We start from the raw sequence: 24,307 nt of genomic DNA, 5'->3' as shown, positions 1-24,307 counted from the left end.
CGCAGGTAGTGCCGGCCGCTGGCGGGCAGCCACGCGGGCGCATCACGGTTCATGAGGTTGCCGGCCAGCGGCCGGCACCACCGGGTGCATCGCCGATGGAAACCAGCGTGTCGCCAGCTCCACATGCGGCCCCGCTAGAATGACTGCATGACCGAATTCATCCCGCCCGGCACCCGCTTCCACGCGCTGCCCTCGCCATTCCCGTTCAAGCGCGGTGGCGCCCTGCATGGCGCACGCGTGGCCTATGAAACCTGGGGAACGCTGGCGGCGGACGCCAGCAATGCGATCCTGATCGTGACCGGCCTGTCGCCGGACGCGCATGCAGCGGCCAACGAGGCCAACCCGGCACCGGGCTGGTGGGAAGGCATGGTCGGCCCCGGCAAGCCGATCGATACCGATCGCTGGTTCGTGGTGTGCGTGAACTCGCTGGGCAGCTGCAAGGGCTCGACCGGCCCCGCTTCGCTCAACCCGGCGAGCGGTGAGCCCTATCGCCTGGACTTCCCCGAGCTGTCGATCGAAGACGGCGCACGCGCCGCGATCGAAGTCGTGCGTGCACTGCGCATCGAACAGCTGGCCTGCGTGGTCGGCAATTCAATGGGCGGCATGACCGCACTGGCGGTACTGATGCTGCACCCGGGCATCGCGCGCAGCCACGTCAACATTTCCGGCAGTGCGCAGGCACTGCCGTTCTCGATCGCGATCCGCTCGCTGCAGCGCGAGGCGATCCGTCTCGATCCGCGCTGGAATGGCGGTCGCTACGACGATGCCGAGTACCCGGAGTCCGGCATGCGCATGGCGCGCAAGCTGGGCGTGATCACCTACCGCTCGGCCCTGGAATGGGATGGCCGTTTCGGCCGAGTGCGGCTGGATTCGGACCAGGCCGACGACGATCCGTTCGGCCTCGAATTCCAGGTGGAAAGCTATCTGGAAGGCCACGCACGGCGCTTCGTGCGCTTCTTCGATCCGAACTGCTATCTGTACCTGAGCCGCTCGATGGACTGGTTCGACCTGGCCGAGTACGCCGACGGCGACGTGCTGGCCGGGCTGGCGAAGATCCGGGTGGAGAAGGCACTGGCGATCGGCGCCAACACCGACATCCTGTTCCCGGTGCAGCAGCAGCAACAGGTCGCCGACGGCCTGCGTGCCGGCGGTGCCGATGCGCGCTTCGTCGGACTGGAATCGCCGCAGGGCCATGACGCCTTCCTCGTCGATTTCGAGCGTTTCGGCCCGGCCGTGCGCGGCTTCCTCGACGCGCTGTAAGTGGCATGGCGGCGTAATCTCGCGTTGGCCGCATTCGGCGCGCTGGCCGCCTTGATGATCAGCGGAGTGCTGCCTCTGTGGCTGGGTGGCTGGTGCCTGCTGGCCAGCGCGGTGTCCTTCGGGCTGTATGGCCACGACAAGCGCGCGGCACAGCGAAAGCAATGGCGGATTCCCGAGCGCACCCTGCAGCTGCTGGCCTTCGCCGGCGGTTGGCCCGGCGCGCTGCTGGGCCAGGCGCTGTTCCGCCACAAGCACCGCAAAACCGGATTCCAGTGGGTGTTCTGGCTGTGCGTGCTGGCCAACGTCGCCTCGATCGCGGTGATGCTGCGCGAGTTCTCGCGGTAACCCTCGCAATCGGTAGTGCCGGCCGCTGGCCGGCAATCAGGTATCCGCGTGAAACGCCATGAGGTTGCCGGCCAGCGGCCGGCACTACCGGGATGTTTTCACGCTTCGCGCTCCAACACCCCATCACGCAACCGGTACTGCACATCGACCACGCCGTCGGGCAGGTCGTCGTGGGTGATCATCAGCAGGCTGCGCCCGTCCAGCAACCCGGAAAGGTCCTGCAACAGCGCGCGTGCGGTATCCACGTCCAGGCCTTCGGTCGGTTCGTCCAGCAGCAGGATCGGCGCATCGCGCAACAGCGCGCGCGCCAGCGCCAGCCGTCGCGCCTGGCCTGCCGACATCGTCGCGCCGTTCTCGCCGACCCAGGCCTGCAGGCCACCGTTGTGCTCGGCCCAGTCACCCAGGCGAACGCGGCGCAGCACCGCCCACAACGCGGCATCGCTGGCGTCGGGATCACCCAGCCGCAGGTTCTCGGCCACCGTGCCGGCAAACACCGGTGCGTTCTGCGGCAGCCAGGCCAGCTGGCGGTGCCACTCGGCCTGGGCGACGTCGCGCAGGTCGCGTCCACCATAGGTGATTCGCCCCTGCTGCGGATCCCACAGCCGCAGCAGCAGGCTGGACAGCGTGGTCTTGCCACTGCCGCTGTCGCCGCGAATCGCGATGCGTTCGCCCGGCGCCAGGGTCAGCTGCAGGCCGGACAGCACCGGCCGCGCGGCACCCGGCCACTGGAAATGCACGTCATCCCAATGCACGCGCGCCGCCTGCGGCACCGGCTGCGGCGCCTGCGGATCCTGCACCGTCGGCGGTTGTTCGACGATGGCCTGCAGGCGATCGGCCGCAATGCGCCCGGACTGCAGCGACTGCCAGGCCAGGCCCATGCCGGCCCACAGTTCGATCAGCGCCACGGTCAGGAACACGAGGCCCGCGGCCATTTCCGGCGCGATGTGCTGCTGTTCGGCGGCGTGCAGCGCCAACGCCAGCATCGCCACCAGCCCCAGCCCGGCGACCAGGCCGTGCAGGGTCGAGGCCGCGATCAGGCGCCAGCGCCGACGACGATCACGCGAGGCCAGCTGCTTGGCAGCCACGCGCACCTTCAGCTGCCAGGCCGCATCGGCATGCAGCGCGGCCAGATCACCGGCACCTTCCAGCCCTTCGAATGCGGCGGTACGCAATGCGGCACGATGCGCGGCACGATCGGCCTCTTCGTCGTCATGGCCACGCACGCCCAGCCACGGCACGCCGAAGGCGATCAGCAGCGCCAGCACCGCCAGCAGTACCGCTGCCGAGGGCAGGATCAGCGCTGCCGAGGCGACCGCCACCAGTGACAGCGCACCCAGCGCCACCAGCGGCCCGATCGCACGCACCAGCAGTCCATCCACTTCGCCGATGTCCCCCAGCAGCCGCGCCAGCAGCTCGCCGGTACGCGTGGCCCCCAACCGTGCCGGGGCAAGTGGCAGCGCGCGGCGGAAGAACCACACGCGCAGGTCGCGGGCGATGCGCAGCGTGGCATCGTGGCCGACCAGCTTTTCGAAGTAGCGCGACACGATGCGCGCCATGGTCAGGCCACGGATGCCGGCCGAGGGTGAGAAGAAATTGAAGCCCTGGCCGAGGCCGGCCGCACCGGCCAGCGCAGCCGCCGTGAGGAAACCACCGGACAGGCCGAGCAGCGCCGTGCCGGCCAGCATCGTGATCCACAGCAGCAGCATGGTCAGCAACAGGCGCGGCCGGTGGCGCAGGAACACCGCGCGCAGCGAATCAGGCGAACGGCTCATGCGCGCACCGCCTGTGCCGGTTCCACCAGGCGGCCTTCCGGCAACAGCAGGCAACGGTCAGCCCACGCGATCACCGCCGGGCTGTGGGTGGCGACCACCACGCTGCGCCCGCGTGCATACGCGGCCAAGCTGCGCAGCAGGGCCGCTTCGGTATCGGCATCGAGGAATGCGGTGGGCTCGTCCAGCAGCAGCACCTGCGGATCACGCAGCAACAGGCGGGCCAGGCCGATGCGGCGGGCTTCGCCACCGGAAAGTCCGAAGCCGCGCTCGCCGATCACCGTGTCCAGCCCCTGCGGCAGGCGTTGGGCAAACTGCAGGACCTGCGAGGCCTCGGCCACCGCGCGCAGCCGCGCATCGCTGGCACCGGGATCGGCCAGCCGCAGGTTGTCGGCGATGCTGCCGTGGAACAGGTACGGTCGCTGGCTGGCATAGGCCACCTGCACGCCGGGCCGCAACTGCAGCTTGCCGGCGCGCGGCGGCAACCAGCCGGCCAGCGCCTCCAGCAGCGTGCTTTTGCCGGACCCGCTGGGACCGACCAGGGCCAGGCGCTGGCCCGGCTCCAGCAGCAGGTCCAAATCCTGCAACACATCCTGCGGCGCGCCCAGCGGGCGCAACACCAGCCCCTGTGCCTGCAGCGGCGGCAAGGCGGCCTCGGCCGGCTCCACCGCCAGCGGTGCAACCTCGTTCTCGATCAGGCCCTGCTCGTCCGGCAGCGACTGCAGCAGGCGCTCCACTTCGGCGGCGGCGGCCAGTGCATTGGCGCGATCGTGGTAGTGCGCGGCCAGCCGTCGCAGCGGCGCATAGAACTCCGGCGCCAGCAACAGGCAGAACAGGCCCGCACCCAGCGTCGGCACCGCTGCATGCAGCGACATCATGCCCAGATAGCTCAGGCCCAGGTACAACGCGACCATCGCCACGCTGACCGAGGCGAAGAATTCCAGCACCGTGGACGACAGGAACGCGATGCGCAGCACCTTCAGCGTGCGCACGCGCACGCCTTCGGCGGCGGCCTCGATGCCCTCCAGCTCGGCGTCACCGCGGCCATACAGGCGCAGCAGGCCCAGGCCCTTGATCCGGTCGGCGAAATGGCCGCTCATGCGCGCCAGTTCACCCAGCTGCGCGCGCCCGGCGGCTTCGGCGCCCCAGCCCACCAGCATCATGAAGAACGGCACCAGCGGCGCGGTGAACAGCAGGATCAGCGCCACCACCCAGTCCACCCAGGCCACCGCGGCCAGGATCAGCAGCGGCACCACCACCACTTCGGTGCGCACCGGCAGGAAGCCGCTGTAATAGCTCTCGATCGCATCACCGTGATGCAGCATCAGTTCGCCCAGTTCACCGGTGCGGCGCTGCCGCAGCCACAGCGGGCCATGGCCCAGCAGGCGCGCGAACACGCGTTCGCGCAGTGCCAGGCGGGCGGCGTCGGCCACATCGCCGGCAGCGGCCTGGGTGGCGCTGCCCAGCAAGGTGCGCAGCACCAGGATCACCGCCAGTCCCGCCAGCACCGGCAGCCCCGAGGCCAGCGGCGCGTGCTCCACCAGCACCTGCTGCACCAGCCAGGCGATGGCGGCGGCCTGGCCGATCAACAGCGCGCCGGAGAGGCTGATGCACAGCGCGGCCAGACGCTGGCGGCCGCGGGCGGAGCGTGCCAGATCGGCCAGCCAGGCCGTGCGCACACGCCGCTGGCGGGCGGTTTCAGCTTCCGGGGACAGGCCGTCAGGGGTCGTTTCGGCAGCGCTCAAGAGGTCTTCACGGGCAACGGGGGAGACACGGCATTGTAGGCACAGGCAATAGCCGGCCCCTGCGGCCGGCGGTCGCAGTCTTCATCAGGTTCGCATACGATCCCTTCGCACACCTGTTCATACATTGATCTGGATCAAGGCTGTTTGAAGTAGTCGGTCACATCATTCACGTCGTAGACCACCCTTCCCGCCACCTGCAACGGCACTATCCACGAGGTAGCCAGGCCATGATTGATCAGACAGTCGTAGAACTGTCGCGGCTGCAATTCGCGCTGACCGCGATGTACCACTTCCTATTCGTACCGCTCACCCTCGGCCTGTCCTTCATGGTGGCCATCATGGAGAGCGTGTACGTGATGACCGGCAAGGAGATCTGGCGCAGGATGACCCTGTTCTGGGGCGTCCTGTTCGGCATCAACTTCGCCATGGGCGTCGCCACCGGCATCGTCATGGAATTCCAGTTCGGCATGAACTGGTCCTATTACAGCCACTACGTGGGTGACATCTTCGGTGCGCCGCTGGCCATCGAAGGCCTGATGGCGTTCTTCCTGGAAGCCACCTTCGTCGGCCTGTTCTTCTTCGGCTGGAACCGCCTGACCAAGGTCAAGCACCTGATGGTGACCTGGCTGATGGCGCTGGGCACCAACCTGTCGGCGATCTGGATCCTGATCGCCAACGGCTGGATGCAGAACCCGACGGGTGCGGTGTTCAACCCGGAAACCATGCGCATGGAAGTCGTCGACTTCATGGCCGTGGTGTTCAACCCGGTGGCGCAGGCCAAGTTCGTGCACACCGTCAGTGCCGGTTACGTGACCGGTGCGGTGTTCGTGATGGCGATCAGCGCCCTCTTCCTGCTGCGCAACAAGCACAAGGACCTGGCCCGCCGTTCGTTCGCGGTGGCCGCAGCCTTCGGCCTGCTGTCGTCGCTGTCGGTGGTGGTGCTGGGTGACGAGAGCGGTTACGCCGCCAGCGAACACCAGAAGATGAAGCTGGCCGCGATCGAAGCGATGTGGGAGACCGAGCGTGCACCGGCCGACTTCACCGCCTTCGGCATCCCGAACCAGGAAACCCACCAGAACGACTACGCGGTGAAGATCCCGTACCTGATGGGCCTGATCGCCACCCGTTCGTTGAACCAGCCGATCCCGGGCATCCTGGAACTGGTCGATCGTGCCGAGCACCGCGTGCGCGGTGGCCAGCTGGCCTACGGTGCACTGGAACGCCTGCGCGCCAACAAGAACGACGTTGAGGCGCGCGAGATGTTCGACCGCCATTGGCAGGACCTGGGCCATGGCCTGCTGCTCAAGCGCTACCGCGATGACATCCTCAACGCCACCCCGCAGGAAATCTCGCAGGCGGCGATGGACACCGTGCCGCGCGTGATGCCGCTGTTCTGGACCTTCCGCGTGATGGCCGGCCTGGGCTTCTACCTGATCGCCTTCTTCGCGCTGGCCTTCTACTACTCCTGCCGCAACAACTTCCAGGACAAGCGCTGGTTCCTCAAGCTGGCCCTGTGGACGCTGCCGGCACCGTGGATCGCGATCGAATGTGGCTGGTTCGTGGCCGAATACGGTCGCCAGCCGTGGGCGGTCGACGGCGTGCTGCCGACCTTCTATGCGGCATCGGGCCTGGCCCTGCATGAAATCGTGCTGACCCTGGCGGGCTTCACCGCGATCTACACCGCGCTGATCGTGGTCGAGATCAAGCTGATGCTCAAGGCGATCCGCAAGGGTCCGGACGAGGTGCTGCCGTCGCTGCAGTCGCCCCAGCCGCATGCTTCCCACAATGCCTCGGCGCCGGCCGCCGGCCAGGCCTGAGGCAGGAGAACCAAGATGGATTTCATTCTTCTGGACTACACCACGCTGCGCGTGATCTGGTGGCTGCTGCTCGGCATCCTGCTGATCGGTTTCGCCGTGATGGATGGTTTCGACCTGGGCGTGGGCACCCTGCTGCCCTTCGTCGCCCGCAACGATGCCGAGCGCCGGCTGGTGATCAACACCATCGGCCCGGTTTGGGAAGGCAACCAGGTATGGCTGGTGCTCGGTGGCGGTGCGATCTTCGCCGCCTGGCCGCCGCTGTATGCGGTCAGCTTCTCCGGGTTCTACCTGGCGATGTTCGTGATCCTGTTCGCCCTGATCCTGCGTCCGGTCGGCTTCAAGTTCCGCAGCAAGATGCCCAGCGAACGCTGGCGCAACACCTGGGACTGGGCGCTGTTCATCGGTGGCTTCATCCCGGCGCTGATCATGGGCGTGGCGGTGGGCAACGTGGTGCTGGGCGTGCCGTTCCACTTCGATGACAGCATGCGCATCTTCTACACCGGCTCATTCTTCGGCCTGCTGATGCCCTTCGCGCTGCTGGCCGGCCTGCTCAGCGTGTCGATGCTGGTCGCCCACGGTGCCGCCATGCTGGTGCTGAAGACCGATGGCCCGGTGGCCGAGCGTGCGGCCCGCTTCGGCAGCATCGCCGCGATCATCGCCTTCGTGCTGTTCGCGGTCGGTGGCGCCTGGGTGGCCTTCGGCCTGCCGGGTTACCAGATCACCTCGCAGGTGGTCACCGATGGCGCCACCAATCCGCTGCTGAAGACCGCCGAACTCGGCGCCGCCGGTGGCTGGATGCGCAACTACAGCACGATGCCGGCCACGATCCTGGCCCCGCTGCTCGGCCTGGCCGGCCTGCTGGCCAGTGCGGTGCTGCTGCGTGCCCGTCGCGGCGGCCTGGCCTTCATTGCCTCCGGTGCGGCCATCGCCGGCATCATCCTGACCGTCGGCTTCGCCATCTTCCCGTTCCTGCTGCCGTCCTCGAGCCAGCCCACCTCCAGCCTGACCGTGTGGGATGCCTCGTCCAGCCACCTGACCCTGTGGATCATGCTGCTGGCCACGGCGGTGTTCCTGCCGATCATCATCGGTTACACCACCTGGGTGTACCGCGTGCTGAAGGGCAAGACCACCACTGAAGAAATGGGCAACAACCCGAACGCGTATTGATCGCCTGCACGTGTGCCGACCAACGGTCGGCACCTACCCGGAATGAAGGAGACTGATCATGTGGTATTTCGCCTGGATTCTCGGCGCCGGCCTCGCCTCGACGGTGGCCATCCTCAACGGCATGTGGTTCGAAGCCCGCGAGCAGAACCGCATCGAGAAAGAAAATCGTCGCTGAGCTGTAAAAAAACCTTGCCGCCCTGGCCTTCACACGGTATCTTAGGCGGCTCCTTCGGGGTGTAGCTCAGTCTGGTAGAGCGCTACGTTCGGGACGTAGAGGTCGCAGGTTCGAATCCTGTCTCCCCGACCACTTCGGTGGTCGCATTGAAGCCTGGTGAAGTCGTCCAGGCTTTTTTGTTCCCTGAAGTGGCACTGCTTCGGTAGTGTGAAGAAAACGGCATTTACCCCTTGCCGCCATCGGGGTAAATCGCTAGAATAGGCGGCTCCCTTCGGGGTGTAGCTCAGTCTGGTAGAGCGCTACGTTCGGGACGTAGAGGTCGCAGGTTCGAATCCTGTCTCCCCGACCACTTCGGTGGTCACCAAGAAGCCTGGAAGACATCACTGTCCTCCGGGTTTTTTTGTATCAGGCACCCGGCCGCCCGCATGACGGGACCTTGCCGGAGCCCGCACGTACAATGGCCGCGCTGCCGGCCCGCCAGCAGCCCCTCCCCCACCTGCCGCTTCGGCGTAGACCGATGCCGGCGCTGCATGCCATTGCCCCGGCGTGCGACACCTGCAAGGACCACCGATGAGTTCCTCCACTTCCGATTCGCCGTCGCTGCTGCACGGGCGCGTCCTCGCGTTCGCTGCGATCCTGCTGGCAGCGATCAACCTGCGCACCGCGGTCACCTCGATCACCCCGCTGCTGGACGTGCTCGGCCAGCAGTTCGGCTTCGGCACCACCATGACCGGCGTGCTGGGCATGCTGCCGACCGCCTCGTTCGCGCTGTTCGGCGTCGCCACGCCGGCACTGGCGCGGCGCCTCGGGCTGGAGCGCACCACGCTGCTGGCGATGGTGATGGCGATGGCCGGCCTGCTGCTGCGCTCCAGCGCCGGCAACGTCGGCACGCTGCTGTTGGGTTCGGTGGTGGCACTGGCCGGCATGGGCATCGGCAACGTGGTGGTGCCACCGCTGGTGAAGCGCTATTTCGCCAACAAGGTCGGCACCATGAGCACGCTCTACATCAGCGTGCTGCAGCTGGGCACGATGCTGCCGGCGCTGCTGGCGGTGCCGGTGGCCAACGCCGCAGGCTGGCGCGTCTCGCTGGGCATGTGGGCGCTGCTGGCGCTGGCTGCCGCACTGCCGTGGCTGGTGCTGGCCACGCGCGCGCCGAAGCCGCAGACCGACGCGTCCGATCCGACCGCGCAGCCGCACGGCAAGGTCTGGCGCACGTCGCTGGGCTGGAGCATGACGCTGATGTTCGGCATGACCTCGCTGATGACCTACTCGATGTTCACCTGGCTGCCGCGCATCGTGGTCGAGGCCGGTGGCACGCCCGCGTTCGGTGGCGTGATGGTCGCCGTGTTCTCGGCGCTGGGCCTGCTGCCGTCGCTGGTCATTCCATCGATGGCGGTGCGTCTGCAGAACCCGTTCCCGCTGGTGCTGATCGGCTTCTTCTCGTTCGTGATCGCCTTCACCGGCCTGCTGCTGGCACCGATGAAGGCGCCACTGCTGTGGGCCTGCCTGCTCGGTGTCGGCCCGTCCACCTTCCCGCTGGCACTGACGCTGATCAACCTGCGCACGCGCACCCCGACCGGCTCGGCGGCGCTGTCCGGCTTCATGCAGGGCGTGGGCTACAGCTTCAGCTGCCTGGGCCCGTTCCTGGTGGGCTGGCTGCACACGGTCAGCGACGGCTGGACCCTCCCGTTCAGCTTCCTGTTCGGCTGCGCCACCCTGATGCTGTGCGCCTCGTGGGTGGCCTGCAAGCCGCGCAAGCTGGAAGATCTCTGGTAAGCGGCCGGGGCCGCCTGCCGGCCTCGTCGACCCGCCATCCGTCTTCACACGCATCTTGACGCTGGACTGACAATTCCGGGCGGATAGTGCCGGTGAATGCCCATCCTTGCCGCGTGCCGGCATCGGGCATGGGGGCGGCGTCGCCGCCCGGAACACCACTCGGTGTGCGGGGGACTTTCGTTTCAGACAAGACATTGCAGGTCGCTGTCCGGGTTGTACCCGCCCTTGCTGGGCGGCATGCACGAAGGGAGTGACGCAGGCCACGGCCATCCCAGAATCTGGCATGTGATGTGCGTCACATTTTCACAGGTTGTCTGGTTCGGAAGCCAAGGGGGTCCCCAATGGTTGTCCACCGCCGGCTGGCGCTCTGCGTCGGCCTTGCCTGCACCGCCCTGGCCTGGGCCAGCAGCGCTGCCCCGCCCGACCGCGACGCGGCGTTGGCCGAGATCGGCCGCTATCGAGACCAGGCGCGTTGGCTGGACGCCCTGGGCGCGATCGAGCGCGCCAGCCAGCAGCAACCCAACGACGACCTGCTGTTCAAGCTGCGCGTATTGACGCTGGGCGACATCGGCAACGCCTGGCGCGCGTGGGAGCTGTACCAGCAGCGCCCGCAACTCTTCGACGATGCACAGAAACAGCGCCTTGAAGGCGACTACCTGGCCAAGCTGGTGGTCTGGAGCCTGGCCTACAGCAGCAGCGAGGACAGCCGCCTGGAAGAGGCCGAATCGACCTTGGCCCGCATGCAGCGCTACCTTGGCGGCGAAGGCACGCCGCCCGCGCAGGCACCGCTGCGGATCCGCATGGACCGCCTGATCCTGCTCAACCGGCTGGGCCGCCATGCACAGGTCCGCGAGGAAGCCCGGGCACTGCAGGCCGAAGGCCACACCCTGCCCGACTACGTGCTGCCCGCAGTGGGCGATTCGTTGATGGGCACCCTGCACCCGGAGGAAGCCATTCCGGTGCTGCAGGCCGCCGTGGCCGGCGACCCGACACGCGACGCCTCGCATTCGGAGCTGGCCTACGCCTACCTGGAAAGCGAGCAGCAGGAAAAGGCCATCGACCTGCTGCAGGCATGGCGTGACAAGGAGCCGGCCTGGCGCTGGAGCAACGGCAAGTCGCCCTACGCGAACTGGTCGCGCTACGAGGCCGACCTCAACCTGGCGATGGTGCGCGCCTACAGCGGTGACCTGCACACCGCGCAGCACGACCTGGAGTCGATGGTCGAGATCGCACCCGGCAACGGCGGGCTGCAGAGTGCGCTGGGCAGCGTCTACATGATGCGCGGCTGGCCACGCAGGGCGCTGCAGCGCCAGCAGATGGCGCACGCGCTGGACCCGCGTGACATCGAACCGCGACTGGGCATGGAAGAAGCCTACGTTGCCCTGCAGCGCGACGACCTGGCGCGACCGCTGCACGATGACCTGGTCGCGCGCTATCCCACCCAGCCGGCGGTCGAACGCATGGACCAGGCCTGGCGTGCGCATCGCGGCTGGCAGCTGAAGGCATGGACCGACATCGGCCACAGCTCCGGGGGCGGTGGCACCTCGCCACTGGGCAACAACGATCGCCACTACGGCGTGGAAGTGGAGACGCCGATCCTTGATGACCGCTGGCGGTTGTTCGCCCTCGCCGACCGGCGTTCGACCGACTTCCAGGACCAGCGCATTGATCCGTTGTGGCTGGGCGCGGGCGTGCGTTACCGCTTCGGGCGGCTGGACGCAGAAGCAGCCGTACTGCGCGCCAACGACCACATCGGCGATACCGGCCTGCGCGCCGGTGTCGGCTGGCAGTTCAACGATTACTGGCATGCCGGCGTGGTGGCCGCGCGCAATGATCCGGACGCCTCGATGCAGGCGCGCGCGGCCGGCATCACCGCCGACAGCGTGAGCGCACAGGTGGACTACCGGCGCAGCGAGCTCACCCACTGGATGTTCGGCGCCAGCCGCTTCCGCTATGACGATGGCAACCATCGCGAGCTGTTCAGCACCAGCCTGGAACAGCGCCTGCTGACCCGCCCCCGCTGGCTGATCGATGGCCTGGCCAGCGCCTACACCAGTCGTGGCAGCCGCGACGATGCGCCCTACTTCAACCCGAAACGCGACCGCATGGTCGAGATCGGCCTGCGCATCGACCAGCAGCTGTGGCGGCATTACGAGCGCCACTTCCGGCACCGGCTGACCGTCTCGCTGGGCGACTACTGGCAGGACGGCTTCGGCAGCGCACTGGTGCCGTCGGTGTCCTACATGCATGAGTGGCAGCTGGGCCCCGGCCGCGTGTTCGAGTACGGCGTGCGCTGGTCACGGCCGGTCTACGACGGCCATCGCGAACGCCATATCGGCTTCGAAGCCGCATTGCGCTGGGGAGACTGACATGGCCCGCATCCTGCGACTGATCGTGCTCCTGCTGCTGGCCAGCGTGCCGCCGGCGTTCGCGCAGCAACCCCTGCATCTTGATGCGATCGACAACGGCCTGCTGATCCTCAGCTACCACGACATCCGCGACCAGGTGGCCGCCAAGGGCGATGCCGATACCTATGCGGTGAGCACGCAGAACTTCGCCGCGCACCTGGACTGGCTGGGCGCGCATGGCTATCACCCGGTCTCGCTGTCGCAGGTGATCGAAGCCTCGCAGGGCCGTGCCACGCTGCCGCCGAAACCGGTGCTGCTGACCTTCGACGATGGCCTGCGCAGCGTCTACGACAAGGCCTTCCCGCTGCTGCAGGCCTACCATTACCCGGCCCTGGTGGCGGTGATCACCGACTACGTGGACATGGCACCGGGCCGCACCATCGACTACGGCTACCGCCCGTTCGGCCACGATGATTTCGTCACCTGGGCGCAGCTGAAGCAGATGCACGACAGCGGCCTGATCGAAGTGGCCAGCCATACCGACGACCTGCACCACGGCGTGATTGCCAACCCACAGGGCAATTCCACGCCCGCCGTGGTCACCCGCATCTACACCCCCGCCACGCACAGCTACGAAAGCGAGGCGCAGTATGAGCAGCGCCTGCGCACCGACCTCACACGCAGCGCGCAGCGCATCGAACAGCATCTCGGCGTACGTCCGCGCGCGATCGTCTGGCCGTACGCGGCCTACAACCAGTTGAGCAACGACATCGCCGAGCAGCTGGGCATGCCGGTCTCGTTCGACCTGGAAGGCCGCAGCACCCCGGTGGCCAGCGACCTGCACGGGCTGGCGCGATTGCTGGTGAGCGACAACCCGACGGTGGAAGGCCTGGCCTATGAGCTGCGCCGTGATATCGCGCTCGATGGCATCCGCGCCCTGCAGATCGACCTGGACGATGTATATGACCCGGATCCGGCGCAGCAGGCACGCAATCTCGATGCATTGATCGAGCGGGTCAAGCGCATCGCGCCGACCCATGTCTATCTGCAGGCCTTCGCCGACCCGGACGGCAACAACACCGCCGATGCGCTGTATTTCCCGAACCGGCACATGCCGATGCGGGCGGACCTGTTCAGCCGCGTCGCCTGGCAGCTGAAATCCCGCGCCGGGGTGAAGGTCTACGCGTGGCTGCCGGTGCTCGGCTTCGAGCTGCCCGACCCGGTGCAGCGCAAGGCGCTGGCGATCCGAAATGGTGATGCCGACGGCATGTACCGGTTGGATTTCACCAACCCGAAGGCCAGGCAGATCATGCTCGACATCTACGAGGATCTGGCGGTCAATTCCTACTTCGAAGGCCTGCTGTTCCATGACGACGGTTACCTGCGCGACACCGAGCTGCCCGCGCTGGCGGCCGGCGAGGATGGCAGCGCACGTACCCAGGCACTGATCGACTTCACCCTGGCCCTGCGCGACAGCGCGCAGCGCTGGCGGCCGAAACTGGCAACGGTGCGCAACCTGTATGCCGAGCCGGTACTCCGCCCGCAGAGCGAAGCCTGGTTCGCGCAGCGCCTGGACCTGTTCAACAAGGCCTACGACCAGACGGCGCTGATGGCGATGCCGTGGATGGAAGGCAGCAAGCACCCCGAGCGCTGGCTCGATCAGTTGCTGGCCGCGGTACGCACACACGACCCGCAGCTTCAGCACACGCTGTTCGAGCTGCAGACCGTCGATTGGCGCAGCGGGCAGCCGATTCCCGCCGAGCGCCTGCGTGCGCAGATCCGCCAGCTGCAGGCGCAGGGCGTGCACCACTTCGCCTGGTACCCGGATGACTTCATCGCCGACCAGCCCTCCACCCGCGATGCCCGCGCGGCGATGTCCGCCGGCAACTTCCCGTACCCGGAGAAGTGACATGGACATGCATCCGCTGCTGCAGGTCCTGTTCCAGTTCGCCTTCTACTACCCGATGGTGATGGCGTTCTTCTGGATGTCCGGTGGCCTCTACTACTACTTCCGGCGCGAGCGGCATTCGCGGCCACGCAACGATCCACCGCTGATGATCGATCCACCGTTCGCCACCCTGCTGATTCCCTGCCACAACGAAGCGGAGAACCTGGGCGACACGCTTGGTGCGGCATTGGCACAGCGCTATCCGGCCGATTACGAGGTAATCGCCATCGACGATGGCAGCAGCGACGACACCGGTGCCCGCCTGGATGCGCTGGCCGCGAAGTACCCGCGGCTGCGCGTGCTGCACCTGGATCGCAACCTGGGCAAGGCCAACGCCCTGCGCATGGGCGCGCTGGCGGCACGCTCGGAATATCTTGTGTGCATCGACGGCGATGCAATGCTGGAAGAACACGCGCTGCACTGGATGATCTGGCACCTGGTCAGTGGCAACCGGGTCGGCGCGGTCACCGGCAACCCGCGCATCCGCAACCGCTCCACCCTGCTCGGGCGCCTGCAGGTGGCCGAGTTCTCCTCGATCATCGGCATGATCAAGCGGGCGCAGCGGGTGTACGGGCGCATCTTCACCATCTCCGGCGTGATCGCCGGTTTCCGCCGCACCGCCCTGCACCAGGTCGGCTGGTGGTCGGATGACATGGTGACCGAGGACATCGACATCAGCTGGCGCCTGCAGCGCGCGCACTGGGATATCCGCTACGAACCCAACGCGCTGTGCTTCATCCTGATGCCGGAAACGCTCAAGGGGCTGTGGCGGCAGCGCCTGCGCTGGGCCCAGGGTGGCGTGGAGGTGATGCTGCGCCACGCGCGCTCGCTGCTGCACTGGAAAGAGCGCCGCATGTGGGGCGTGTTGCTGGAGTACGTGCTGAGCGTGGTGTGGGCCTACACCATGCTGTTCATCGTGCTGCTGTGGGCACTCGGCAAGTTCATCGAGCTGCCGCCGCAGCTGCATATCGCCAGCCTGCTGCCGGAGTGGCATGGCGTGATCCTGGCACTGGTCTGCCTGCTGCAGTTCGCCAGCAGCCTGATCATCGACCGGCGTTACGAGACACAGATTGGACGCAATTACTTCTGGGTCATCTGGTACCCGATGGCGTACTGGCTGATCAGCCTTTCCACCACCCTGGTGGCGCTGCCGAAGACGCTGCTGCGCCGTCGCAGCAAGCGGGCCACCTGGACCAGCCCTGACCGGGGGATCCGATGAACGCGCAACGCCCGTCCAACCGTTTCGACTCGCGGATGATCCGCAAGCCGCACCGCCAGCCACGCTTCCAGCGCACTGCCTGGGGCTTCGTCACCCTGGCGTTCTGGGGCTTCTACTTCTACCTGTGGGCGCCCCTGGTGACCCTGCTCTCGTGGCTGATCGGTGGCCAGCTGGCCTGGCGGCAACTGTACGAACGGCAGAACCAGTTCGACCCGTACGTGCTGGTCGCGCTGCCATTGATGCTGCTGTGCGCCAGCGTGCTGCTGATCGGCTGGGCCGAGTACAACCGCGCCCGTTTCCGTGGCCGCGAGCGCCGCCTGCCGCGGCCGCTGGCCAGCCTCAACGAGGTGGCCGCCGACCTGGGCGCCAGCACCGGGCTGGCCGAACGCCTGCTGGGCTGCAAGGCCGCAACGCTGCACATGGACGATCACGCGCGGCCGATCGGCATCCGCCGCGAGGTGGTGTAGACCGATGCCAACTTTGGTCGGCGTTCTCTCTGGTGGGTGCCGACCTTGGTCGGCACCGGGGTCTACCGCGAAGAGCATCCACGCATGGCGTGGATCTACTTGCGCGTCTGCCCTTCCCCGCGCACGACAAATCGTTCGACGGTGAGCGCTTCCAGCCCCATCGGGCCGTAGGCGTGCAGGCGCGTGGTGGAAATGCCGATCTCGCTGCCCAGGCCCAGCTGGCCACCGTCGGAGAAACGCGACGAAGCGTTGACCATCACCACCGCCGAGCGCAGTGCAGTGACGAAGCGCTCGGCGTTGCCCGCGTCTTCGGTGGCGATCACTTCGGTATGGTCGGAGGTGTAGGTACGGATGTGCGCGATGGCAGCGTCGAGATCGTCAACCACGCGCACCGCCAGCACAAGATCAAGGAACTCGGCGGCATAGTCGTCTTCGGTGGCCAATATGCTGCCCGGCAGTAGCGGCTGCGCCAGTGCATCGGCACGCAGCTGCACGCCGCGCTCGCCGAGCGCCTGCGCCACGCGCGGCAGGAACGCTTCGGCCACATCACGATGCACCAGCAGCGTCTCCAGTGAATTGCAGGCCGCAGGACGGCTGCACTTGCCGTCCACCAGCAGGTCGATGGCCTTGCCGAGGTTGGCACTGGCATCCACGAACAGGTGACAGACGCCCTTGTAATGCTTGATCACCGGCACGCGTGCATGCTCGGCAACGAAGCGGATCAGTCCTTCGCCACCGCGCGGAATGGCCAGGTCGATCAGCTCATGCAGCTGCAGCAGTTCGAGCATCGCTTCACGGCGCAGGTCGGTCAGCACGGTCACCGCCGCCGGCGGTACGCCGTTGGCCTTCAATGCACCGGCCAGCGCCTGGGCGATGGCGGTGTTGGAGTGGATCGCTTCGGAACCACCGCGCAGGATCACGCCATTGCCCGCCTTCAGGCACAGCGCGGCCGCTTCGGCGGTCACGTTCGGGCGGGCTTCGTAGATCATCGCGATCACCCCCAGCGGAACGCGTACCTTCTGCACCCGGATGCCGTTCGGACGTACCTCGTCGCGGGTGACCTGGCCGACCGGATCGGGCAGTGCCGCCACTTCGCGTACCGCTTCGGCCATCGCGAACAGGCGCGCCGGGTCCAACGCCAGGCGATCGAGCATGGCACTGCCAACGCCCTTGTCACGCGCGGCGGCGAGGTCCCGCGCGTTGCCGGCCAGGATCAGCCCTGCATTCACTTCCAGTGCCTGCGCCATCGCCAGCAGCAGCGTGCGCCGCGCCGCGCTGTCCAGGCCGGCAACGATCTGCGCCGCATCGCGGCAGGCGCGCACCTGCGCTTCGATTTCGCTCATCGGGGTGTCCTTCAAACCGTTCATGGCAGCACCAGGTCGTCGCGATGGACGACGCTGCCGCCGTAGTTGTAGCCGAGCACGGCCTGGATGTCGCGCGAATGGTGGCCGGCGATCCGGCGCACGTCATCGGCGGCGTACTGGCTGACGCCGCGGGCGACACAGACACGCCCCTGCGGCGCGATCCAGCACACCTGCACCATGTCACCGCGGCGGAACGCGCCCTCAGCACCGGTGATGCCACCGGGCAGCAGCGAGGCGCCCTTCTCGCGCATCGCCTGTGCCGCACCGGTATCGATGATGATCGCGCCCTCGGCCAGCGGCGCGTGCCGCAACCAGTGCTTGCGGGCGGCCTCGCGGCTGCGTGCGGCATGGATGCGGGTGCCGAACAGGCGGTCCTGCGCCAGCGCGCGCACCACGTCGCTGCTGCGGCCGTTGAACAGGTAGGTCTCGATGCCAAGACGGCCCGCCTTGGCCGCCGCCTCCAGCTTGGTCCGCATGCCGCCGGTACCGGCGCGCGAGCCAGCGCCACCGGCCATCGCCAGCACATCGTCACTCAGTTCCGGTACGTCGTGCAGGGGCCGCGCGTCGGCCACGGTGCGCGGGTCGGCGCTGTACAGGCCGTCGATGTCGGTGGCGATGAACAGCGCATCGGCATCGACCAGTGCGGCCACGGTCGCGGCAAGGTTGTCGTTGTCGCCGAGCTTGAGTTCGTCCACCGACACGGTGTCGTTCTCGTTGACCACCGGCAGCGCACCCAGGCGCAGCAGTTCGCTCAGCGTAGCGCGTGCGTTGAGGTAGCGGCGGCGGTTGCGCAGGTCGTCGTGGGTCAGCAGCACCTGCGCCACCGGGCGCTCGAAGAATCGCTGCCAGAGCCCGATCAGCTGCGCCTGGCCGAGCGCGGCCAGGGCCTGCCGCGCCGCCATCGCCGCACCGGGTTCATCGGCCCGCGGCAGGATCGCGCGCCCCGCCGCAACCGCACCGGAGGAGACGATCACCACCTCGCGCCCGGCCAGTACGTTGGCGGAAACAAACTGGGCCAGGCCCAGCGCGTGGCGTGGCGACAGGCCGCCACCATCGGCCGCCAGCAGGCTGCTGCCGACCTTCAGCACTGCACGCCGCCACGGCGGCAGCGCCTGTTGCGGGAACGGCGAGGCGACGTTGGCGGCGTGCAGGGTCATCGGTCAGGGCCTCAGCGGGTATTCCATTCGTGCACGGTCAGCTCGGAAGCGTGCATCGTCACCAGCGGATCGGTAGCGACGATGGCCTGCGCCTGTTCCAGGCTCTCGACGTTGCACAGCACATAGGCACCACCGCTGCCATCGGCGAAACCACCGGTCAGCTGCAGCTTGCCCTGTGCCTGCAACGCATCGAGGAAATCACGGTGCGGCTGCACCGCCGCGGCGTTGAAGTCGGGGCGGCGCATCGCCAGCACCAGATACACCGTGGCCGCCATCAGGACAACGCCTGCCAGCGTGCACGCAGTTCATCCAGGCGCAGATCAGCGGCCGAACCCGGCGACACGCGTGCGACCAGGCTGCCTTCCGGCGTGCGTCCCTGCCCTGCGCTGTCGGCGCCCGCCGCGGCGGCCTTGTAGGCCTCGCGGAACGGCACGCCGGCCACGGCCGCTTCCACGGCCACGTCGGTGGCATACATGCCCGAATCGATCGCCGCACGCAGCCTGTCGTCGCGCCATTCCAGGTTGGCCAGCAGCGCCGGCAGCAGCTCCAGCGCGGCCAGGCCACGGCCGAAGCCGTGGAAGATGGCACCCTTGGACGACTGCAGGTCACGGTGATAGCCGGACGGCAGCGACAGCAGCTGCTCGATCTCGGTGCGTGCGGCGGCGACGCTGGCGTGGGTCGCACGCATCAGTTCGATCACGTCCGGGTTGCGCTTGTTGGGCATGATCGAGCTGCCGGTGGTGTACTGCGCCGGCAATGCCACGAAACCAAATTCGGCGCTGGTGAACAGCGACAGGTCCCACGCGATGCGGCGCAGGTCCAGCGTGGCGCCTCCCAGCGCTTCCAGCGCGGCCAGCTCGAACTTGCCGCGCGACAGCTGCGCGTAGATCGGCGAGACCTGCATGCGCGCGAAGCCCAGCGCCGCCGTGGTGTGCTCGCGGTCCAGCGGCAGGTTCACACCGTAACCGGCGGCGGTGCCAAGCGGATTGGCATCCACCAGCGCATGCGTGTCGCGGGCGCGGATGGCGTTGTCGATGAAGGCCTCGGCCCAGCCGGCCCACCACATGCCGGCCGAGGAGACCACGGCGCGCTGGATGTGGGTATAGCCAGGAATCGGCAGGTCCTTCTCGGCCTGCGCACGGTCCAGCGCGACCTTGGCCACGTCGGCGCTGAGCTGGGCCACGCGCAGCAGCTTCTCCTTCAGCCACAGGCGGGTGGCGACCAGGATCTGGTCATTGCGGCTGCGGCCGGTGTGGATCTTGCGGCCGGCATCGCCGAGGCGTTCGGTCAAACGCGCTTCGATCGCCGAGTGACCGTCTTCGTACTGCGTGTCCAGCACGAAGCGGCCTTCACGGAAATCCTGCGCCAGCACGTCGAGCTCGCGCAGCAGGCCGGCCAGCTCGTCGGCGCTGAGGATGCCGATGTGCTGCAGGCCCTGTGCATGCGCGGCGCTGGCGGCGATGTCATGCAGGAAGAACTCGCGGTCGAGGATCACGTCGTCGCCGGCGAGGAAGGTCTGGATCTGGGCGTCGACAGCGACGCCGGGCTTCTGCCAAAGAAGGTCTGCCATGGGGGCTCCGGAATGCGTGTTCAGTGCGGGATCGACGTCAGTTCGTCGATGCCCAGCGCGAGGTTGAGGTTCTGCATGGCCTGGGTGGCCGCGCCCTTGAGCAGGTTGTCCAGGGTCGCCACCACCACCACCCGCTTGCCGCCCGGGGCCAGGGTGAAGCCGCCGACCTGGGCACCGTGGCGGCCGGCAATGCGGCTGACCCACGGCGCTTCATCCACCACCTCGATCAGCGGTTCGCCGGCATAGGCCTGCTGGAAGCGCTCGACGATCTGCTCGCGGGTCTGCACGCGGTTCAGCCACAGGTTGGCGGTGAGCGTGATGCCACGGAAATGCGGCGCGACGTGCGGCATGAACTCGACCGCCACGCCCAGCTGCACCGACACCTCGCGCTCGTGCACGTGGTTGGTCAGCGCATACGGCATCAGGTTGTCGGCCAGCAGTTCGACGTTGTTCTTGTCCGACGGCGTGGTGCCGGCACCGGAGTAGCCTGACACACCGAAGCACTGCGGCGGGCCGGCCAGCAGGTCCAGCAGCGGATGCACCGCCAGCTGCATCGCCGTGGCATAGCAGCCCGGGTTGCTGATGTGCTTCTGGCCGTTGTAACGGCCGCGGGTCAGCTCCGGCAGGCCGTAGTACCAGCTGTTGTCGAAACGGTAGTCGGCCGACAGGTCGACGATGACAGTGTCCGGCTTCACCGCTTCCAGTGCCGCCACGAATGGAGCGGCCAGGCCGTTGGGCAGGGCCAGGATCACCGCGTCCACGCCCTTGGCGGCCACCGCGTCGGCGTCCAGGTTCTCGTATTGCAGCTCACCCTGGAATTCCGGGTGATGGTCGGACAGGCGCTGCCCGGCACGCTCGCGCGAGGAGACGAAGGCCAGTTTCAGGCGCGGATGCGCGGCCACCAGCTTGATCAGCTCGGCGCCGGTATGGCCACGGGCCCCGACGATGCCCAGGGTGAAAGTCGAATCGTTCATGCGTGACTGTCCAGGCGGTACTGCAGGTGGCGCTTCACGCCCTGCCATTCCGCATCGATGATGGAGAAGATGACGGTGTCGCGCGGCGTGCCGTCGGCGTGCCGCTTGTGGTTGCGCAGCACGCCATCCTGCTTGGCGCCGAGGCGGGCGATGGCGGTGCGCGAGGTGAAGTTGAACCAGCTGGTTTCCAGCACCAGGCTGATGCAGCCCATGGTTTCGAAGGCGTGCTGCAGCAGCAACAGCTTGGTTTCGGTGTTGACGCCGGTACGCTGCACGCGCGGTGCATACCAGGTGTAGCCCAGGCTGAGCTTGGGCACGCCGGCATCCAGGTCGTAGAAGCGGGTGGTACCCACGATGTCACCCGCCGCATCAAGGATCACGAACGGCAACACCTTGCCTTCCGCCTGCGCCTGCAGCGCGGCCTGCACATAGTGTTCGACCCGCTCCGGCGAAGGCACCTGGGTGTACCAGAGCTGGTCCAGGCCGCTGCCCTCCACGGCGGCGCGCAGGCCAGGCACATGCTCGGGCTGCAGCGGCTGCAGTGTCACGTGTTGGCCGCGCAGAGTGGGAATCGTAGTCCAGTGATCGGAATGGTCCATCATTCAGTCCTGCAGGCTCGGTGCGCGCTGGGCGCAATGGTCGACATAGGTGCTGATCCGGTCGATGCCATCGGCACCGAACCAGAACACTTTCCAGTGGTCCTGCTTGTAGCAGCCGTCGGATTCAGCGTAATAGAAGTGGTTGATCGGGTTGCCGTGGCGCGAACGCCAGAACAGCTGCGGTGTTTCCTCCAGCATCACGTTCCAGACCGCGCGGCCCAGGCCCTCGCCCTGCGCATCGTCGAGCACGGCGAACTTGTCCAGGTACACGCCCTCCGCCTCGTCGGTGAGGATCACCGCGGTGCGGTAGTTCTCGCTGACATAGGCACGCAGCAGCTTCGTCTTTTCGAAGTACTTCGGCACCAGGGTGCGGCCGAAGCTGGATTCGATCAGGCCCTTCAGGCGCGGCAGGTCCAGCTCGCTCCAGGCAGTGGCGCGCAGCACCTTTTCGCCCTTGCGCACCAGCGTGCCCGAGCCCTTGTGGGTGAACAGTTCCTTGGCCAGGTCGGCCGGGCGCGTGATCGACACCGACGACTCCAGCGGCAGGCGGTCGAGCAGATCCTTGATCTGTTCAATCTTCACCTTCATGCCGCCGTGGATCCACGGCTGCGCGATCAGGTGGTCGTACTCGGTGGACAGGTTGATCGAATCGATCACGTTGCCCTGCTCGTCCAGCAGGCCGCCGGTGCCGGTCAGGAAGATGATCTTGTACGGTTGCAGCTCCTGTACGAGCTCGTTGGCGGCGAAGTCGGCGTTGACGTTGAGGATCTGGCCGCCCGCGGTTTCGCCCAGGCTGGTGATGACCGGGATCGACCCGGCACGCAGGCTGGCCTCGATCGGTGCCAGGTTGACCTTCTTCACCTCGCCGACCAGGCCGTAGGTGTCCACGTCCAGGTACTCGGCCTCGAACACGCCGCCGGTGATCGAGGTGGCGCGCGCGCCGTTCTGCTGCAGCGCCTCGACCAGGCGCAGGTTGGACTGCTGGAACACCCGGCGCACGATCGCCAGCGCTTCCGGCGAAGTCACGCGCAGGCCGTTGACGGTCTGCTTCTCGATGCCGGCGGCGGACAGTTCGGCATCCAGCTGCGGGCCGGCGCCGTGCAGCACGATCGGGGTCAGCCCGACTTCCTGCAGGAACGACAGCGAGGAGGTCAGCGCGTCGAGGTCGTCGCGCAGCACCGCGCCGCCAACCTTGACCACGGCGAAACGCTTGGCGTCCAGCTGCGAGAAGCGCTTGAGGTACTGGCTGATCTCCTTCGCGCTGGCCATGCTGGAAAGCAGGCGCACGATGGTCTGGCGGGTCTGGCGGTGGGGCTGGAGGGCAGGAGACATTTCGGTTTCGTCACAGGCGGCGGTCGCCGCGTTGCAGTTCCACCCGGCAGGGCCGGGCGGCGTTGTGGGGTCGATCAGGCGCCGGCGGCGATGATGCGATGCACGGCGTCGGTGTAGCGCTGCAGCTGCTCCAGCGTCACGAACTCATCGGCGGTGTGGGCCTGGGCGATGTCGCCCGGACCGAACACCAGCGTGGTGTAGCCACCGGCCGAGAACAACGAAGCCTCGGTCCAGAAATCCACCGCGTTGCCGATCGGCAGCTCCAGCGCATCGGCCACATCGCGCGCCAGCAGGCGGCGGTTCTCGGCCTCGGCGATGTCACCGGCCGGCAGGCTGGGGCCACGGAAGGTTTCAGTGAACAATGCGGCTTCCGGCTCGGCGAAACCGGCGAAGGTTGCCAGCAACCCGTCGATGTCCATCGACGGCAGCGGCCGGAACCCGAAGCGCACCTCGGCAGCCGGCGCGATCATGTTGGCCTTGATCCCGCCTTCGACGCGGCCGATGTTGAAACGCAGGCCGGTCAGTCCGCCAAAGCGGGCCGAGGCCAGCGATTCCACATGGTCCAGCGCGCGGTTGCCCCAGCGCATGGCCTGGTGCAGCGCACTGGCGGCCGCATCCTGCTTGCCGGACGCATGGCCGGCGCGGCCGGCGAACTGCATCAGCACCGAACTGATGCCACGATGCGCCAGCACCGCTTCGCTCATGGTCGGCTCGGCCACCAGCACCGCTTCATACGGCAGGCCACGCGCCAGGAACGCGGCGATGCAGCGCGGATCGTTGGCTTCCTCGTCGCTGGAGAACAGGAAGGCGGCATCGCCATCGCTGGCGTTGGCCGCCGCCACCAGTGCAGCGGCGGCGCCCTTGATGTCACACACGCCCAGGCCGACCACGCGGTCGTCCAGGCGCCGCATCACGTGCGGGTCGGCACTCCAGTGCGGCGAATCCGGCACGGTGTCCAGATGCACGTTGAACAGGTACTTCGGCGTGCCGCGCACGGCGTACAGGCTGACCGCACCGGCGCCATGGTCGATCACCTCGACGTTGAAGCCGGGCAGGTTCGCGCGCAGGTAATCGAAGATGCCACCGGTGGTGATCGCACGCGGCGGGTTGCGGGTGTCGAAGGACACCAGCGCCTGCAGATGCGAGATCGTCTGTTCAAGCATGAATCAAAGATCCTGTGGAATTCCGCCGGGCATGGCCCGGCGCTACCGTAATGCGTCTGGTGGAGAGCCCCCTTCTTGTTGAAGGGGGCGCGCCGAAGGCGCAGGGTTAAGG

At 67.5% G+C, this 24,307-nt stretch carries 20 protein-coding genes and 2 tRNA genes; 12 read left to right on the top strand and 10 right to left on the bottom strand.

All coding sequences use genetic code 11. The features are described from left to right. The first annotated feature begins 147 nt into the window (after positions 1-147). Entirely contained in the window at positions 148-1,260 is a 1,113-nt protein-coding gene (gene metX / locus ACXI0D_RS21850) for a homoserine O-acetyltransferase MetX (protein ID WP_119006534.1), read from the top strand. Then, on the top strand, positions 1,261-1,605 hold the full coding sequence (locus tag ACXI0D_RS21845) for a DUF1294 domain-containing protein (protein WP_101765807.1): 345 nt from the start codon (positions 1,261-1,263) through the stop codon (positions 1,603-1,605). A gap of 98 nt (positions 1,606-1,703) precedes the next feature. Here the strand turns inward: ACXI0D_RS21845 and cydC are convergent, their stop codons facing one another. Then, positions 1,704-3,377, bottom strand: a complete 1,674-nt coding sequence (cydC, locus tag ACXI0D_RS21840; RefSeq protein WP_119006535.1) for a thiol reductant ABC exporter subunit CydC — start codon at positions 3,375-3,377, stop codon at positions 1,704-1,706. Continuing rightward, the gene (gene cydD, locus ACXI0D_RS21835) at positions 3,374-5,119 is read right to left on the bottom strand and encodes a thiol reductant ABC exporter subunit CydD (protein WP_049442790.1); all 1,746 of its coding nucleotides are present in this window, start codon (positions 5,117-5,119) and stop codon (positions 3,374-3,376) included. Before cydD ends, cydC begins: the two co-directional genes overlap by 4 nt. 227 nt (positions 5,120-5,346) lie before the next feature. Here cydD and ACXI0D_RS21830 point away from each other — a divergent pair, with 227 nt between their 5' ends. The 10 genes from ACXI0D_RS21830 (at position 5,347) to pgaD (ending at position 16,036) form a co-directional block, all read left to right on the top strand. Next, positions 5,347-6,936: a cytochrome ubiquinol oxidase subunit I gene (locus tag ACXI0D_RS21830; RefSeq protein ID WP_014037845.1), complete on the top strand. Its 1,590-nt coding sequence runs from the start codon at positions 5,347-5,349 to the stop codon at positions 6,934-6,936. Positions 6,937-6,951: 15 nt separating this feature from the next. Next, positions 6,952-8,103: a cytochrome d ubiquinol oxidase subunit II gene (cydB, locus tag ACXI0D_RS21825; protein ID WP_014037846.1), complete on the top strand. Its 1,152-nt coding sequence runs from the start codon at positions 6,952-6,954 to the stop codon at positions 8,101-8,103. 58 nt (positions 8,104-8,161) lie between these two features. Then, positions 8,162-8,278, top strand: a complete 117-nt coding sequence (cydX, locus tag ACXI0D_RS21820; protein WP_005410354.1) for a cytochrome bd-I oxidase subunit CydX — start codon at positions 8,162-8,164, stop codon at positions 8,276-8,278. 55 nt (positions 8,279-8,333) lie between these two features. After that, a tRNA-Pro gene (locus ACXI0D_RS21815) sits at positions 8,334-8,410 on the top strand. 140 nt (positions 8,411-8,550) lie between these two features. Beyond that, a tRNA-Pro gene (locus ACXI0D_RS21810) sits at positions 8,551-8,627 on the top strand. 221 nt (positions 8,628-8,848) lie between these two features. Beyond that, complete coding sequence (locus ACXI0D_RS21805; protein ID WP_014037847.1) at positions 8,849-10,054, top strand: CynX/NimT family MFS transporter; 1,206 nt, start codon at positions 8,849-8,851, stop codon at positions 10,052-10,054. Positions 10,055-10,395: 341 nt separating this feature from the next. After that, complete coding sequence (gene pgaA / locus ACXI0D_RS21800) at positions 10,396-12,423, top strand: poly-beta-1,6 N-acetyl-D-glucosamine export porin PgaA (protein ID WP_049442789.1); 2,028 nt, start codon at positions 10,396-10,398, stop codon at positions 12,421-12,423. A gap of 1 nt (position 12,424) precedes the next feature. Next, positions 12,425-14,311, top strand: a complete 1,887-nt coding sequence (pgaB, locus tag ACXI0D_RS21795) for a poly-beta-1,6-N-acetyl-D-glucosamine N-deacetylase PgaB (RefSeq protein ID WP_049442788.1) — start codon at positions 12,425-12,427, stop codon at positions 14,309-14,311. 1 nt (position 14,312) lies between these two features. Next, complete coding sequence (gene pgaC / locus ACXI0D_RS21790) at positions 14,313-15,569, top strand: poly-beta-1,6-N-acetyl-D-glucosamine synthase (RefSeq protein WP_049442787.1); 1,257 nt, start codon at positions 14,313-14,315, stop codon at positions 15,567-15,569. Further along, complete coding sequence (gene pgaD, locus ACXI0D_RS21785) at positions 15,566-16,036, top strand: poly-beta-1,6-N-acetyl-D-glucosamine biosynthesis protein PgaD (protein WP_049442786.1); 471 nt, start codon at positions 15,566-15,568, stop codon at positions 16,034-16,036. The genes pgaC and pgaD overlap by 4 nt, the downstream gene beginning before the upstream one ends. 95 nt (positions 16,037-16,131) lie before the next feature. Here the strand turns inward: pgaD and ACXI0D_RS21780 are convergent, their stop codons facing one another. The 8 genes from ACXI0D_RS21780 to ACXI0D_RS21745 all read right to left on the bottom strand — a co-directional run bounded on the left by ACXI0D_RS21780 (position 16,132) and on the right by ACXI0D_RS21745 (position 24,195). After that, positions 16,132-17,403 (bottom strand): glutamate-5-semialdehyde dehydrogenase, encoded by a 1,272-nt coding sequence (locus tag ACXI0D_RS21780; protein WP_049442785.1) that lies wholly within the window; start codon positions 17,401-17,403, stop codon positions 16,132-16,134. Continuing rightward, positions 17,400-18,557: a glutamate 5-kinase gene (proB, locus tag ACXI0D_RS21775; protein ID WP_049442784.1), complete on the bottom strand. Its 1,158-nt coding sequence runs from the start codon at positions 18,555-18,557 to the stop codon at positions 17,400-17,402. Before proB ends, ACXI0D_RS21780 begins: the two co-directional genes overlap by 4 nt. An 11-nt stretch (positions 18,558-18,568) precedes the next feature. Then, positions 18,569-18,832 (bottom strand): YciI family protein, encoded by a 264-nt coding sequence (locus tag ACXI0D_RS21770; protein ID WP_049442783.1) that lies wholly within the window; start codon positions 18,830-18,832, stop codon positions 18,569-18,571. Further along, on the bottom strand, positions 18,832-20,127 hold the full coding sequence (gene argH, locus ACXI0D_RS21765; RefSeq protein WP_049442782.1) for an argininosuccinate lyase: 1,296 nt from the start codon (positions 20,125-20,127) through the stop codon (positions 18,832-18,834). Before argH ends, ACXI0D_RS21770 begins: the two co-directional genes overlap by 1 nt. A gap of 20 nt (positions 20,128-20,147) precedes the next feature. Beyond that, positions 20,148-21,101 carry an N-acetyl-gamma-glutamyl-phosphate reductase gene (gene argC, locus ACXI0D_RS21760; RefSeq protein WP_049442781.1) on the bottom strand — a complete coding sequence of 318 codons (954 nt, stop codon included), beginning with the start codon at positions 21,099-21,101 and terminating at the stop codon, positions 20,148-20,150. Then, a complete protein-coding gene (locus ACXI0D_RS21755; protein WP_049442822.1) occupies positions 21,098-21,700 on the bottom strand; it encodes a GNAT family N-acetyltransferase in 603 nt (200 codons plus the stop codon). The genes argC and ACXI0D_RS21755 overlap by 4 nt, the downstream gene beginning before the upstream one ends. Before the next feature lie 3 nt (positions 21,701-21,703). Further along, positions 21,704-23,032 (bottom strand): acetylglutamate kinase, encoded by a 1,329-nt coding sequence (locus tag ACXI0D_RS21750; RefSeq protein WP_049442780.1) that lies wholly within the window; start codon positions 23,030-23,032, stop codon positions 21,704-21,706. A 74-nt stretch (positions 23,033-23,106) separates the two neighbouring features. Continuing rightward, complete coding sequence (locus tag ACXI0D_RS21745) at positions 23,107-24,195, bottom strand: acetylornithine deacetylase (protein ID WP_049442779.1); 1,089 nt, start codon at positions 24,193-24,195, stop codon at positions 23,107-23,109. Positions 24,196-24,307 lie beyond the last annotated feature (112 nt).

It is taken from the genome of Stenotrophomonas sp. C9D9, from assembly GCF_056491205.1.
The sequence above is the reverse complement of the archived record's forward strand: the minus strand, read 5'-3'. Positions and strand labels throughout refer to the sequence as shown.

Bases quoted from the DNA above. Each gene is read 5' to 3' on its own strand.
- metX (WP_119006534.1), top strand. From the start codon at position 148: ATGACCGAATTCATCCCGCCCGGCACCCGCTTCCACGCGCTGCCCTCG.
- cydC (WP_119006535.1), bottom strand. From the start codon at position 3,377: ATGAGCCGTTCGCCTGATTCGCTGCGCGCGGTGTTCCTGCGCCACCGG.
- ACXI0D_RS21830 (WP_014037845.1), top strand. From the start codon at position 5,347: ATGATTGATCAGACAGTCGTAGAACTGTCGCGGCTGCAATTCGCGCTG.
- cydB (WP_014037846.1), top strand. From the start codon at position 6,952: ATGGATTTCATTCTTCTGGACTACACCACGCTGCGCGTGATCTGGTGG.
- cydX (WP_005410354.1), top strand. From the start codon at position 8,162: ATGTGGTATTTCGCCTGGATTCTCGGCGCCGGCCTCGCCTCGACGGTG.
- ACXI0D_RS21805 (WP_014037847.1), top strand. From the start codon at position 8,849: ATGAGTTCCTCCACTTCCGATTCGCCGTCGCTGCTGCACGGGCGCGTC.
- pgaA (WP_049442789.1), top strand. From the start codon at position 10,396: ATGGTTGTCCACCGCCGGCTGGCGCTCTGCGTCGGCCTTGCCTGCACC.
- pgaB (WP_049442788.1), top strand. From the start codon at position 12,425: ATGGCCCGCATCCTGCGACTGATCGTGCTCCTGCTGCTGGCCAGCGTG.
- pgaC (WP_049442787.1), top strand. From the start codon at position 14,313: ATGGACATGCATCCGCTGCTGCAGGTCCTGTTCCAGTTCGCCTTCTAC.
- pgaD (WP_049442786.1), top strand. From the start codon at position 15,566: ATGAACGCGCAACGCCCGTCCAACCGTTTCGACTCGCGGATGATCCGC.
- ACXI0D_RS21780 (WP_049442785.1), bottom strand. From the start codon at position 17,403: ATGAACGGTTTGAAGGACACCCCGATGAGCGAAATCGAAGCGCAGGTG.
- proB (WP_049442784.1), bottom strand. From the start codon at position 18,557: ATGACCCTGCACGCCGCCAACGTCGCCTCGCCGTTCCCGCAACAGGCG.
- ACXI0D_RS21770 (WP_049442783.1), bottom strand. From the start codon at position 18,832: ATGGCGGCCACGGTGTATCTGGTGCTGGCGATGCGCCGCCCCGACTTC.
- argH (WP_049442782.1), bottom strand. From the start codon at position 20,127: ATGGCAGACCTTCTTTGGCAGAAGCCCGGCGTCGCTGTCGACGCCCAG.
- argC (WP_049442781.1), bottom strand. From the start codon at position 21,101: ATGAACGATTCGACTTTCACCCTGGGCATCGTCGGGGCCCGTGGCCAT.
- ACXI0D_RS21755 (WP_049442822.1), bottom strand. From the start codon at position 21,700: ATGGACCATTCCGATCACTGGACTACGATTCCCACTCTGCGCGGCCAA.
- ACXI0D_RS21750 (WP_049442780.1), bottom strand. From the start codon at position 23,032: ATGTCTCCTGCCCTCCAGCCCCACCGCCAGACCCGCCAGACCATCGTG.
- ACXI0D_RS21745 (WP_049442779.1), bottom strand. From the start codon at position 24,195: ATGCTTGAACAGACGATCTCGCATCTGCAGGCGCTGGTGTCCTTCGAC.